The organism is bacterium, assembly GCA_016702305.1.
In the GTDB taxonomy this organism is placed as follows: domain Bacteria; phylum Electryoneota; class RPQS01; order RPQS01; family RPQS01; genus JABWCQ01.
Map to the genome: position 1 here is coordinate 411858 of JADJEH010000017.1, position 13553 is coordinate 425410.

Annotated in this window: 13 protein-coding genes and 2 pseudogenes; 3 read left to right on the top strand and 12 right to left on the bottom strand. The window is 57.8% G+C overall.

All coding sequences use genetic code 11. The features are described 5' to 3' along the window. Window positions 1–166: 166 nt before the first annotated feature. From IPH10_13030 to rpmH, 12 genes and pseudogenes are all read right to left on the bottom strand, one after another. Window positions 167–1594, bottom strand: coding sequence for a DUF2867 domain-containing protein (locus IPH10_13030; GenBank protein ID MBK6911831.1), 1428 nt, complete (start codon window positions 1592–1594; stop codon window positions 167–169). Continuing rightward, on the bottom strand, window positions 1591–2325 hold the full coding sequence (locus IPH10_13035; GenBank protein ID MBK6911832.1) for an HAD family hydrolase: 735 nt from the start codon (window positions 2323–2325) through the stop codon (window positions 1591–1593). The genes IPH10_13030 and IPH10_13035 overlap by 4 nt, the downstream gene beginning before the upstream one ends. Window positions 2326–2356: 31 nt before the next feature. Further along, window positions 2357–2758: an NADPH-dependent 7-cyano-7-deazaguanine reductase QueF gene (gene queF / locus IPH10_13040; GenBank protein MBK6911833.1), complete on the bottom strand. Its 402-nt coding sequence runs from the start codon at window positions 2756–2758 to the stop codon at window positions 2357–2359. A gap of 4 nt (window positions 2759–2762) precedes the next feature. Next, window positions 2763–3341, bottom strand: a complete 579-nt coding sequence (locus tag IPH10_13045) for a hypothetical protein (protein MBK6911834.1) — start codon at window positions 3339–3341, stop codon at window positions 2763–2765. Window positions 3342–3356: 15 nt separating this feature from the next. After that, the gene (gene mnmE / locus IPH10_13050) at window positions 3357–4724 is read right to left on the bottom strand and encodes a tRNA uridine-5-carboxymethylaminomethyl(34) synthesis GTPase MnmE (protein ID MBK6911835.1); all 1368 of its coding nucleotides are present in this window, start codon (window positions 4722–4724) and stop codon (window positions 3357–3359) included. Next, entirely contained in the window at window positions 4721–5206 is a 486-nt protein-coding gene (locus tag IPH10_13055; GenBank protein ID MBK6911836.1) for a DUF1643 domain-containing protein, read from the bottom strand. Before IPH10_13055 ends, mnmE begins: the two co-directional genes overlap by 4 nt. A gap of 25 nt (window positions 5207–5231) precedes the next feature. Next, window positions 5232–6371: a hypothetical protein gene (locus IPH10_13060; GenBank protein MBK6911837.1), complete on the bottom strand. Its 1140-nt coding sequence runs from the start codon at window positions 6369–6371 to the stop codon at window positions 5232–5234. 17 nt (window positions 6372–6388) lie between these two features. Further along, window positions 6389–7305, bottom strand: a pseudogene (locus tag IPH10_13065) (restriction endonuclease). 201 nt (window positions 7306–7506) lie between these two features. Next, on the bottom strand, window positions 7507–9255 hold the full coding sequence (yidC, locus tag IPH10_13070) for a membrane protein insertase YidC (protein MBK6911838.1): 1749 nt from the start codon (window positions 9253–9255) through the stop codon (window positions 7507–7509). A 12-nt stretch (window positions 9256–9267) separates the two neighbouring features. Then, the gene (gene yidD / locus IPH10_13075) at window positions 9268–9498 is read right to left on the bottom strand and encodes a membrane protein insertion efficiency factor YidD (protein MBK6911839.1); all 231 of its coding nucleotides are present in this window, start codon (window positions 9496–9498) and stop codon (window positions 9268–9270) included. A 4-nt stretch (window positions 9499–9502) separates the two neighbouring features. Next, window positions 9503–9745 (bottom strand): ribonuclease P protein component, encoded by a 243-nt coding sequence (locus IPH10_13080; protein MBK6911840.1) that lies wholly within the window; start codon window positions 9743–9745, stop codon window positions 9503–9505. Between the two features lie 96 nt (window positions 9746–9841). Next, window positions 9842–9992 (bottom strand): annotated as a pseudogene (gene rpmH, locus IPH10_13085) (50S ribosomal protein L34). 646 nt (window positions 9993–10638) lie between these two features. Between rpmH and dnaA the strand changes: the two are divergent. From dnaA to dnaN, 3 genes are all read left to right on the top strand, one after another. After that, entirely contained in the window at window positions 10639–12015 is a 1377-nt protein-coding gene (gene dnaA, locus IPH10_13090; GenBank protein ID MBK6911841.1) for a chromosomal replication initiator protein DnaA, read from the top strand. Between the two features lie 240 nt (window positions 12016–12255). Continuing rightward, the gene (locus IPH10_13095; protein MBK6911842.1) at window positions 12256–12429 is read left to right on the top strand and encodes a hypothetical protein; all 174 of its coding nucleotides are present in this window, start codon (window positions 12256–12258) and stop codon (window positions 12427–12429) included. A 48-nt stretch (window positions 12430–12477) separates the two neighbouring features. Next, entirely contained in the window at window positions 12478–13371 is an 894-nt protein-coding gene (dnaN, locus tag IPH10_13100; GenBank protein MBK6911843.1) for a DNA polymerase III subunit beta, read from the top strand. Window positions 13372–13553: the final 182 nt, after the last annotated feature.

Below are 13553 nucleotides of genomic sequence, written 5' to 3' on the forward strand. Positions count from 1 at the left end.
GGGAGTACGGCTCCGGAGTAGGATTTTTGTGTTTTTCTTTGTGCAAATACAAAAATAATAGTTGCTTGCGTGTGCATTCAGGATTAGGTTGAACGAGAGGGATGAACAATCAAAAACCCCGGCGTGTGGCCGGGGTTTTTGTAATGGGAGTGTGTGCTTTAACTGTTTAAGCGCGGGCGGCGATGCGGTCAATCATTCCTGTGAAGATGAGCTTATGCAGCGGGTAGATAGAGTACCAGTAGATCTGGCCGCTTAAGCCTTTCGGCTCGAAGAAGGCGGTTTGCTCAAGTGAGCAGGTTCCATCGTCGTGCGGCTGAACTTCAAATTGCAGCCACGCACTGCCGGGCACTTTCATTTCGGCATGTAGCCGCAAGAGTCGCGGCGGTTCGACGGCCTCGACCCGCCAAAAGTCCACCGGGTCGCCGACTCGTAGGTCTGTGTGGCTCCGTCGGCCGCGCCGCATGCCTACACCACCGACGACGCGATCCCATAAACCGCGCAGCTCCCACAATGCATCGGCATATGGCCAGCCAAAGTCGCCACCGATCCGAGTTACGCTCTCGAAGAGGCACCCGGCAGGTTTGGCGACACGGCGAATTCGGCGTTCGAGCACCATGCCTTCAATCTGCCGCATCGTGAATGTCGGCGGCAACGACTGACCGAGCGCGGAGAAGGAATCGCTCCAACGCGTGGTGACCTTGTCGTTTACGACGCGGGCCAGCGCGAGATTGATGGCTTCTTCGACCGTCGTCGGGCGAATCGCAAATTCGTTACTCGCGCGCAAATCTCGCAAGATCATCTCCGTGCGCAAGCCATCAATCAACGGGCGCGACACCGAGGCTGGAACCGCAGTCACGAGGTCCACCCAGTACGACGACAGACGAGGAGTCAGAAACGGAACATGAATCATGCGTCGCTTCAGACCGCGCAAGCGCGCGTACATCAGCATCAGGTCTTGATAGCTGACGACGTCCGGTCCGCCAATCTCGTAAACTTCGGTTGCCGCCAATCGCCGATCGTGCGCGGCTATGAGATAGGATAGAACATCGCGGATGGCAATTGGCTGTGTGCGGGTGCGTACCCAACGCGGACAAATCATGATTGGCACGCGCTCGGTCATATCGCGTAGAAGCTCGAATGAGAGGCTCCCACTGCCCACCACCATGCCAGCGCGAAACTCGATGACGGGTGTCGCACCACGGCGTAAGACCTCGCCTGTGACATGTCTGCTTGACAGATGCTTCGAGAGCGGTTCGTTGTCCGCGCCAAGTCCGCCGAGATACACGATGCGTTCGATACGGGCGGCAGCCGCCGCGCGCGCAAAAGAGGAAGCCAACTCCACGTCGCGTTGCGCAAAGTCACCCGGACCACCCATCGAGTGTATCAAGTAGAAGGCGGTCGTTACGCCATGCAGCGCTGCGGCCAACGCGGCCGGATCCAACCCATCGCCCTCGACGATTTCAATGTTCTCCCACCCGGAACGCCGCAACCGACCGGCGCCGCGCGCAAGACAACGCACCTTGTCGCCGCGCTCCAAGAGCGCGTTGACCAATCTTCCGCCAATGTAGCCCGTTGCGCCCGTTACGAGAATCATGAGAGCGCTTTTTGCAATTCGTCCATGTGTTCCACTATCCGCGCGACGCCGATGGAGCGAAGGCGGTCGGCTGCGCCGGGGGATTGGTGGCGGCCGCCGATGAAACCCCAGACGGTCATGCCGGCACTCAGAGCCGCGGTTGCGCCGACGACAGAGTCCTCAATCACAAGACATTGCGACGGCGCGATATTATTTTGCTCGGCGGCAAAGAGATACACGTCGGGTGCGGGTTTGGGGCGCGCGACCATCGAGACGCTGTAAATGTTATGCCCCTTGCGGCTGCTCGTCAGCAGCGGGGTCGCCGCAGCGGGGGCGGCCGCGTGCAATTCGAAATGGTGCAAGAGGCCGACGTGCTCGAGCATCATTTCGATTTCGTGCGGGCTACTGCTTGACGCAATCGCCTTGGGGCGATGTCTGATGCGCTCGAGCAGGTCGGCGACGCCGGGGATGGCTTCAAGTTCTTCGTGAAACGCGCGCTCGACGCGAACCCTCATGATGTCGCGGAACTCGGGCGGCAAGCCGTTCAAACTCTCAAGATATTCGGGTGAGCGCGTCGAGAGGCCGACGTAACGGCGAATGTACTCTTCGATCGAAATCTGCTGGCCGAACTCGGCGCGAGTTTCCACTTCGATACGCGCGACAAGCCATTCGCTGTCTACCAGCACGCCGTCGCAGTCGAAGATCAGGAAGAAGTCTGAGGTCAAAAGTCTGAAGTCAAGAGTTTGGGGCAAGCGCAGGCACCTGCCGCCGCGAATCGTCGCCTTACGCCTTGCGTTGGTCGGTGAAGCTGGCGCTGATGGCGATGCCGCCGCGGGTGTTGAAGTGGACGACGACTTCGACGTGCAGCGGCTTGACAAACTTCATGAAGTCCTTGCCGATGTCCACCGCGAGATGCTCGTGAAAGACGCCGACTGCGCGAAACGTCTCAAGATAGAGTTTCAGTGACTTCGACTCGACGACATATTGGTCGGGCGTGTAGATGATTTCGATTTGTGCGAAGTCGGGCTGGCCGGTCACCGGACAGAGGCAGGTGAACTCCGTGCAATTCAGCGTGACTTCGAGCATGCCAGGCGAGTGATTGGGAAAAACTTCGAGTCTGCGCGCGGCTCTCGCCTTGCGGCCCAGCGATTTCAACGCCTTGGTGTCGGTTTTCGTAGTGGGCACGATGCTACTCGCCGCTGCGATTAAAGCTGGCAACCGGCGCCGGGTCGGGTTCCGTGATCAACTGCTTGAAGTTGCTCAGCGCTTCTTCGACTTCGTACGGCTCCAGAGCGAGCAGCGGCTCGGGAATCGTATTGAAAAGCAGCAGGCGTTTTTTGGTGACAATTCCTAACTGCTTGGCGCCGTTGCGCGTGCCGGTAAACAGATAGACGTGCTTCGGCCAGAAATTAAGATAAGCGCCGATGCGCATCGCCACCTCGTAGGCATAGAGATCATTTAATCCGGGAATCGGGAGCACGGCGCGCTCGACGGTTTCAAGGACCGCGTCAAACGTCTTGGCCGTTTGCAGAGCTTCGAGGCGCTGCACGAGAATTTCCTCGGCCTGCTTGAACGCGGCTTCGGTGCCGCGGCGGGCCTGCCGCGGACGCTTGGCGCCCGAAAATGAACCGAGTGCAGCGGCGCGCACGGCGGATTCCAACGATTCTTGTTCGACGAACCACGTGAACTCCGCCTTGTTGCGCGGCCGGTTCATTTCAATGTAGTTCTTGACCACCGACTTCAATACCGTGTCACTAAGTACGGCCATGTCATACCCCTTTGTCTACTTACCAATACAAAATTGCGAGAAGATGCGATCGAGGATCGCTTCGCCGATGGATTCGCCCGTGATCTCGCCTAAGGCGTTGGCGGCGTCGCGCAGGTCGGCGGCCTGCAGCGCGGATTCGTGAAACAGTTTGGCTGCGCGCGTGAGCGCCGTGTGGCTGCGCAGCAGAGCGTCGTGGTGGCGCGCTTCAGTGATCAGAAGCTCGCCGCCCTGTGACGCGTCATCAGAGAACGTAAGAGCGATCGCAGCGAGCAGCTCTTCGACGCCGCTGCCCGACAACGCGGAAATATGAAAGATGCCGCGGTGGGTCGGGAACGGAGTGGGCCACTCGGTATGACTGAGATCACTCTTATTATACACAACTAACGGGGCTTTCGCCGCAATTTCGGCTAACATTTCGCTCGCAGGAAGGTCGCCGGTAGCGCTATCAATCAAGAGAAGTGTAATATCGGCCCGCTCGATTGTGGTTCGGGCGCGCGCAATACCAATGTTTTCAATCTCGTGATTCGTGTCGCGGAGTCCCGCGGTGTCCTGAAAGATGACCTCGTGGCCAGAAAGTTCGAGATGTGCCTCTACCACATCGCGGGTCGTGCCGGGGTGCGGGGAGACGATGGCGCGGTCGTCGCCGACGATGCGATTTAGGAGCGTGGACTTGCCTGCATTGGGTGCGCCCACGATCGCGACACGCAGGCCTTCGCGCTCGAGACGGCCCCGGGCGAAGGTTGAAATCAGGAGCTGAATCTGGGCCTGCAGATCAGCGAGATCTGTTGCGCGTGATTCCTGGGACTGGAAGCTCACATCTTCTTCGCTGAAATCCAGTTCGAGCTCAAGCAATGCCAATAAATCCAAAATCTTGGAGCGCATCTCGTGGATGCGGCGGGAGAGCTTTCCAGATAGCTGAGTAAGCGCTGCACGAGCGGCGGCCTCGGAGCGGGCGTGAATCAGGCTGGCGACGGCCTCGGCTTGGGCCAGATCGAGCTTGCTGTTGAGAAAGGCCCGCTCGGTAAATTCACCGGGCCGGGCAAACCGAATATCCTTCGACAATATCAATTTTAATAATCGCTTCGAGGATATGTTGCCGCCGTGACAGGAGATCTCGACAACATCCTCGCCTGTGTACGAATGCGGGGCCCGAAAAAAGCTGATCAACGCTTCGTCAATCAGCTCGTGGTCTTCATTATATATGTGGGTGTGGCGGATGGTGTTCGGGGCGACTCCTTCCAGCCCCCCCGCAGAAGCGCGGGGGGAAGCGGAAAGCTCGATCGCGACATCCCACGCCTTCGGGCCGGAGATACGGATGACGGCGATGCCGCCGATGCCGGGAGGCGTCGCGAGGGCGGCGATGGTGTCGGGGGACAACGTCATGGAGTAAACGCGATCAGCCGCGAATCGCTGCGAGCATAGAGCGGATGTTTGGGCGAGCCGTCGCGATTATGGGCGATGCAATGAAGTTGCGCGGGAAGTTGGGACAACACTTCGCGCGCGCGATCTTGCGCGTAGAGATGGGCGCCCCATGCGACAACGATCGGGGCTTCGAGCTTTGCCAGATGCAGATCGTTGCGTGGGCCGATGCGCTCGCGTTCACCATATTGCTCGCGCAACTTCGTGGGGCACGTACAGACGCGCGCGTAAAGGTTCGCCACTAACACCGATCCAAAACCCCAACTGCGCGACAGACCAATAACTTGGCGAATCGTGGGATCGTCTTCGTGTTCGTTCGCCCGCGACGGATTCAACAACACCCACGTGACGCGCGGCAACGCGTCCTCCCAGACGCGCGTGAGCGTGTAACGATAGTTGCGGTCGGTGGAGAATTGGGCGCTTGATTGCATCACGATGCGGGGCATGCGCAGCGCATGCCGCCGCGACAGTTTATTTCAAGCGCTTCTTGACGGAGTCAATCTTTTCGGCGAGCTGCGCAATCTTGCTGTCAACGTCGGCGAGCTTGGCTTCCTTCTCTTCGCGCCAGCCGGCGACTTGGTTGGCGAACTCGTCGGTGCGCGCGTTGCGTTCCATGTCGTTTAAGCGCGCAATTTGCTCTTCCAGGCGCACGCGGAAATCACGCATCTTGACGAGCTTGTCTTCCCACTCCGTGACCAGGCCCGATGTGCGCTCGGTCCACTGTTCGTATTGTTTCTTGCGTTCGGCGCGTTCACCTTCGATGCGCGCGGCGGCGATTTCCCACGCCGCGTCGAGCGCTTTGCGAATCTCGTCGCGCTGCTCGCGCGAGAGCTCGGCGGAGCGCTGCCACGGGCGCAGCTCTTTAATCTTCTTGTGACAATCAAAGGGATCACCGGTCGCGGCGAGTTCGGAGCAGCTTTGCATGTGCTCTTTGCCTTGCGCGTAGTTATCCTCGCGCACGGCTTTGCGCTGCGCCCAGACGGAATCGTCGGTCGTCTTCCACAGCTTCCACAGCGCTTCGCGATCCTTGGGCACGAGCGGACCGGGGTGGTCTTTGGTGCCCGTGAAGGCTTCGCGGATGTGTTTCAGTTTGTCCGCGAGCGCGTTGAAATCGTCGGCGAATTTCGCGTTGCCGCTGTTCTGCTGCAATTCGATCAATTGCGCTTCGAGCTTGCCGCGCAGTTCGAGCGACGCGAGCTTCTGCTCTTCGCGCTCACTGTTCTGCTGAACGCGGACGTCGTCGCAGAGCGCGCTGAACTCCTGCCAGAGGCGCTCGCGGTCGGCGTGCGGCAGCGGCTTGAGTGTTTTGAAGAGCGCGCCGACTTCTTTGGCGTGATCGAAAAATTCCTTGTACTGGCGCACGCCGTTCTGCATGTGACCCCGGTCGAGCGCGGCAATGGCGGCGGCGAGCTGCGCGAGATTTTCGGCGGCGTCGCCCTCTTCTATCGGGGACGGTGAATGGGGGATAGGGGATGAAGTGTCGCCGCTCTCCAGCGAGTCGGTGGAAAACGATTCGGTCGGCTGTTCGGGCTGTGCGTCCGCAGTCTGTTCAGGTTGCTCGTCGGGCGTAGTCGGCTCGGCGGTGTTGGGGGTCTCGTCGTCGGGGTACATGGGGGTGAATGAAAGGTTTATTCTTCGAAGTAATCTGAGTCGAGTCGCTTTATGGTGTAGTTCGTCACGGTGCTGACGCCGATGTCGTGGTCTATCATGAGTTGGGCGAGTTCGTATCCATCTATCAAGACAATCTTCTTTGCGCTCAAGTTCTCTGCGTATGAGCGTGCCTCTTTTGTATAAGTACTCGTTGTGATGAACACGCCCTTTTTTGCGCCGTGTGGATCCAAGCTACCGGAGAAGTCGCCCACAGTCCGACATCTACCAGGCCGTCTTTCCATCGCTTTGCTTGCACATAAATCATGTCCAGGCCGAGCTTGTCCTCTTTTATTATGCCATCAATGCCACCATCACCGCTTCGGCCTACGACCTTGCCCGCATCTTCAACGGAGCCGCCATAGCCCATTTTCACCAGAAGTTCAACTACAAGCTTTTCAAAGAAACGGGGCGAACAAGACTTTACCCGCGCAAGTGTCTCGTCCGCAAGAGCAGCGCGAGACTGGGTGTAGCCCTCCGCGATTCGCTCGAGGGGTGTGCTTAGGCGGGCTAAAGTGATTGAGTCCTTGTCGTCATCATCTTGGTCGCCGCCAAACTGGTTCTTCCACTCATTGTACGCAGGAAACTTCTTTAAGTAGCGCATGTCTATTCTATCTGGCGCCGTTTTCAGAGTCTTTCTGCCTAAATCGGTGATGACATATTGGCCTCGTCCTCGTCGCTCTAGCAGTCCCGCTTTCATCAAATACACAAGCGCCCAATTCGCACGATTATCATACATTGGCTGCGCTCCGCTCGGAAGGGGGTGGCTTCTTTCCTCCTCCGTCACGCCCAATGCCTGCGCAAGTTGGTCGTATGTCTCGCGATTTGAGCGAACGACTCCGTCCGCATGAATGCGAAGTATTGGCAGCATCATCGTTTGAAAATCAGGGATTGCCATATTTCAACGGAGTTTGTGTGACTTGACAAGTTTCTTCACCCGCGGCGGGTTCAGGACGACGATGCGCCTTGTGGTTGTAAATCGCGTCTGGGGGTTTTTGCCCAGCAAGCTGGGCGCTACAATGCGGATGAGGAACCGGGTGACAAGGTGTTGAGCGTCGTTGGTGTTCTGACTGCGGGCGGCAGGGTTGCCGCCACTACATTACTTCTTCGGCTTCTTGCGCGGTTTGTCTTCTACTACCACTGCGGGGGCGAAGTCGGTGGGGAGTTTGATCAGCCGTTGCTCGACGATGGCCCAGACGTTAAACAGCGTATAATAGAGCGACAGACCGCTGGGGAAGTTGTTGAACAGGAAGACCATCATGAACGGCATGATGTAGAGCATCGCCTTCTGATTCGGATCGGTGAGCGTGGCCTTGCTCATGAAATATTGCGACACACCCACCACGATCGGCAGCAGACCGACGCCCGCGCCGTACAACGGAATCGTGAACGGCAGGTGAAACAGAAAGTCGGGTTGGCTCAAGTCGCTGATCCAGCCCATGAACGGCGCCTGGCGGAATTCAATCGTCGAACGGAAGACGATGAACAGACCGTAGAGAATCGGCATCTGCAAGATCATCGGGATGCAGCCGGCGGCGGGGTTGGCGCCGCGATCCTTATAGAGCTGCATCATGGCGGCGTTGAGCGCCTGCGGATTCTTGGCGTGCTTTTCTTTCAGCGCTTCGAGCTCGGGCTTGAGCGCGGCCATCTTCTTCATGGCGATCTGCGACTTGCGCGTCAACGGCCAGAGCAGCACCTTGACAATGATCGAGAAGATAATAATCACCACGCCGTAGTTGTGCAGGATCTTGCCCATCTGCTGCAACAGCCATAGCACGGAGAGCGAGAACGGCTTCACGATGGTCCAGCCCCAGTTCATCGTGTTCTCTAAGCCGACATTGTAGGCTTCGAGATTTTTCTTGATGATCGGGCCCCAATAGACTTGTACGCGCTGATCAAAGGTCGCACTTTCCCACGGCAGGCGCAGCCCGGCATCGTAGAAGTGCGGCTGCGTTTTGTCTTGAGGGTTGCGCGTGCGGCCGAGCAGATCGGCACCGACGCCGGGTGCGACGGGAATCAGCGCGGCCATGAAATACTTCGAACGCGTGGCGACAAACGGCGTGCGGCCGGTGGCCGAAAATTCCACCTTGGGATCGCTGCCCAGCGCGTGATTCTCGAGCTCCTCGCCGATCAGCGCGTAGGTGCCACCAAACTCATGATCCGATGCCGGATCCGGTTCCGTCGAGGGTACGCCGCCTTGCCAGGTGAGTTTGGCTTCGCGGGTTTCGGTGGGCTGGAAACCAGTCGCCTGGATATTCAAGTCGAAGCCGTAGCGTTCGGCATCCACTATATAGTAGAGCGACATGCGGCGGCCTTGCGGATCGGTGCTCACCAATTCGAGCGAATCAAGACCGCTGGAGATGTTCAGGCCGCGGCGGTTGGATTCAAAGTGGAAGCTACGTAAAGACGTGAAGCTACGCGGACCAAAGTCCAAGTCCCACGTGCCCAGAGCTGAATCGCGGCCTGAGGCCATCGTGTGCAGGTTAACCGGCGGGCCGTTCTTCAGGTTGTAATTCTTGAGGATGTAACCACTGGGGCGACCGTCCGAGCCAACGATCAGGCGAAACTTGGGAGTCTCGATCGTGACCAGTTCGGGGTTGTAGGGGCGCGCAGGGACAGAGTCGGTGAATGAGCCCTGAGGGGTGAACGAGGAATCGGGAGTTCTTGTCGCCGTTTCTTGCGCTACAATTACCGATTTATCAGGTGTTTCGCGTGGTTTGACCGGTTCGACAATGGTCTCGGTCGGTGGTGTCGGCGGAGGGGGATTCAACCATTTCATGTAGGTCGGCATGAAGAGCAGGATCAGGCCGACGAAGACGAGGGCAATGATGGTGTTGCGATCGAACACGGTATCTCTCAGTTAAGCGGTTGTTGTTTTTGACTCTGGCACGTTGTCTACGCCTCCGGGATGCCAGGGGCCACACTTGACCAGACGGCGAACGGAAAGTGCAAATCCTACGACAAACCCTTTTTTACTAAGCGCTTCTATGGCGTATTCGGAACAGGTCGGGTGAAACCGGCAGCGGCCCCCGAAATGTGGTCCGAGCGAAGCCTGATAGGCGCGAATCAAAAGAATAAGGACGCGGGACACTGGACTATTGAGTGGAGGGTGGGGGATGAGGGATGGAAGCCAGAATACGGCTTAGTCTACCCTCGATGTCGGACCAGTCGGAAATGGGGCGGCGGATGAGCACAAGATAGTGTGTCTGCTCAGGCCAAAGGTGCTTGTTCAGGCGGTAGAACTCCTTGAGTTTGCGCCGGAATCGATTGCGCACGACAGCCGAGCCGACCTGACGAGTGGCCGCACAGCCGAGCTTGCGCTCGAATTGACCGGGCAAAAAAAAAGAACCAGCTCCGGAATTGTCCGGCGCTGGCCCATCTTACGTACCCGTTCCAGCTCCGAACGGCCCGACAGGCGCTCGGATGATCGGAACTTAGTGTCGCTCATCAGAGACGGTCAGGCGCTTGCGGCCCTTGGCACGGCGGCGGGCCAGCACCTTGCGGCCCGTTCTTGGTGGCCATCCGCGTCCGGAAGCCGTGGCGATTCGCACGGCGGCGGCGCGATGGCTGATAAGTTCTCTTCATGGCTGGGGTTATCCTTCTATTTTCAGTAAATCTTTAGCGATTGTAGGCGAACCTGAAAAATAGGGAAATCCATGATGAGAGGCAACCGGGGGAGCGAGAATTTAAGTGTTTTGTGGGACTGGGGTTGCGGGAAATGGCGGCACGGCGGGGGAGGCGCTGGGGGAGCCGGATGAAAGACAAAGGATGAAATGCGGTTGGCGGAGGGTGAAGCGAGGTGCTCCTTGGGGCTCGAGCCCAGAGCCGGCGACGGAGCGGTATGGGAAAAATGTATGATGGGTTGCAGGCCAGGCAGAAGTTGCCATTATTAACGCACAGAGTGGATAGGGAAATTTTGACCTTGTTGACGAGTTAGAAAGTAAGAACTCCTCCGGGTCGGTTTTGCCTCTCTGAGAGAAGGCCAAGAGGGGGCACCAGAGCACGAATTAACAACTCTCTAACGGTTGTAAGTGCGAGAAAAAGAGGAGTTATTCTCCTTGACACTCCCTGTGGATGTGTTATATTATGAGCCCGTTACGTGAGGTATGTGGCTACGTGCATGTCTCACAACGCTCTGGCTAATCCTTCCGCTCACCTCTTTAGTTTTCGATAGATCTCACCTATGGCTTCAGTTGCCACGTCTCCCGCGACGGATTTGTGGACCGCAATTATGTCTGCGGTCGCGCCGTCTGTGTCAGAGACCACCTTCAGCTCGTGGATCGAGACGCTCAAACCTGAGAAGCTCGAAGACCGCGTCCTGACCTTGCTTGCCCCTTCGAAATTCCACCGTGAATTTGTAGAAGAACACTTCGTCACGGGCCTTGAGGCCGTGGCCCAGGAAACGACCGGCGAGCCGATGCGCGTGCGCGTGCGGGTGCAAGGCGGCGGCGAGATACCGCGGCAACGCAACCTGCGTTTCGTACCGCCGAGCCCGACACCTGAAGCCCCGAGCAGCAACGGACATGGCGTGAGCGTGACCGAGGCGGCCATCGAATCGAACCTGAATCCGCGCTATCGGTTCGAGAATTTCGTGGAGGGTGATTGCAACAGTTTCGCGCGCGCGGCCTGTTTAGCAATTTCAGATTTATCACGGCCCACGTTGTGGAACCCGCTGCTCATCTATGGCGGCACGGGCCTGGGCAAGACGCACCTTCTGCAGGCCATCGGCAATCGCGTGTTGTCGGTGCGCCGGAATGACGGCATTCGCGTGCGCTATGTCTCATCGGAACGCTTCACGCAGGATTTCATTCAATCTGTGCGCTTGCAGCAGGGCTCGGATTTCACGGACAAGTACCGCAATGTGGACCTGCTGCTGGTGGATGATATTCAGTTCTTTGCCACGAAAGAACGCACGCAGACGGAATTTTTCCACGCCTTTAACACGCTGCATCAGAGCGGACGGCGAATCGTGATGACGTCGGACCGGCCCGTGCATGAACTTGCGGGATTTGATGAACGCTTGATCTCCCGGTTTGATTCGGGGCTTGTGACCAACGTCAATCCGCCGACGTATGAAACGCGGCTGGCGATTTTGCAGGACCGGGCGAAATTTGAGAAATTTCCGCTGCCATTAGATGTTGCGGATCTGTTGTCCACGCATATCACCAGCAATGTGCGGGAGCTGGAAGGCGCGTTCGCGGCGCTTGTGGCACATTGTCAGTTCGGGCGCGTGCCGCCGACGATTGAATTAGCGCAGCGAGTGATTCAAGAAAAAACCGGTAAGCGTACGGGACGGCCGCCGGTGGAATTGATTCAAGCGACGGTATCCGAATACTTCCGCATCAGTCAAGATGCCTTGCGCGGCAAGACGCGCAAGCAGGAGATCGCCTATGCGCGCATGGTGGCGATGTACTTGATGACGGAATTAACGGAACATTCGCTGAAGGCGATTGGCGGATTCTTCGGCGGGCGAGACCATTCAACCGTGATTCATGCGCGTGACACGATTGCCGATCTGCGCAAAGACGACGATGTGAAGACGGTAGCCGCATTAAATGACTTGGAACGCCGGCTTTCATTGGGTCCGTTGATGCGGACAAGTATGTGAATTGTTGTCAGTAAGTCCGCATGTTGTTGACTCGCGGAGTGGACGGCGGGGGATCAGGGCACAGTTAACAGACGCGGCGGGTAAAGAGCGGATAGGTCAGGTGAGTGGTACACTCGGTTATGCAGGAGACAGAGTACCACAAACACAGATAGTTCGCGCGGTTGTCCACGAATTCACCGGCTCTGTTACTACAACTACTCTTTTTTCTCTTCTCTTCAGATTCAGATTCAGAACCCTTCCATGAAATTTTCCGCACCTCAAAGCAGTTTGGCAGCAGCACTCGCTCCGCTGTCCACCGTTGTTCCGCAAAAGAGTCCGATGCCGGTGCTCTCGCATTTTCTGGCTGAACTGAAGGGCAACAAACTTGTTCTGACCGGTTCCGGATATCGAGGTCACGATGCAGACCGAGCTTGAAGTGCAGGGGCAAAAGGACGGACGCACGCTGTTGCCGTCGCGCAAGTTTTGGAACTGATGCGCGGGCTGCCGGACGTGACGGTCACGATTGAGGCATCGAAAGAGCATCGCATCACGATTACCGACACCGAAGGCAAGAAGTACCAGTGTTCCGCGGAATCGGTGGATGTGTATCCGCAGGTGCCGCAGCTTTCGGAGACGCAGATTTTCAAGATGCCGCGTAACAAGCTGCGCCGCATGATCAACAAGGTTTCGTTCGCCGTATCGCGCGACGAACTGCGGCCGCAGTTGACCGGAGTGTTCATGGAGCTGTCGCAGGATCATTTCCGACTGGTGTCCACGGACGGTCACAGGCTTGTGAAGATGAGCACGAAGGCCGATGGATTCAAGGGTGAGATGCAGACCGCGATCGTGCCGTCGAAGGCGATGAACGCGGTGGCGCGGATCGCCGAAGGGGAAGGCGACATCGAGATCGGTTTCGCGGGTTCGCAACTGGGATTTCGCGCCGGCAACACGACGCTGATTACACGATTGATCGAAGGCCGTTATCCGAACTACGACGCGGTCATTCCGACCGAAAACAGCAAGGTGTTGACGGTCGGTCTTGATCCGCTGTTTTCGGCGGTGCGACGCGCGAATATTTTCTCCAACGAGATTTCGCGGCAGATCCGCGTGAAGTTAGAGAAGCAGGAATTGCAGATCAAGGTTGAAGACATCGAGCAGGGCAACGAGGGGTTTGAGACGATTCCGTGCGAATTCAATGGGGATTCGATGGACATCGGCTACAACGCGAACTACGTGACCGACATGCTGCGGCAGATTGACACGCCGGACGTGCGCTTTGAGTTAGGCTCGGCCACGTCAGCGGGCATCGTCAAGCCGACCGAACAGGAAGAAAATGAAGACCTGCTGATGCTGATCATGCCGGTGCGCCTGAGCTGAGTCGCAGCGGCAGAGACTCGTTCGAGAACATTGGCGGGCTAATAACAACCCCCGGCGTGCGGCGCCGGGGGTTGTGTGTTTGTGGGGGCGGAGTGCTTGAGAAGGCCGGGCAGAAAACGTAAATTGTGGCTATGGGGTGGAATGCGGAAGCCAGATCCCGGTGGGGAATCGCGATCGTCAGG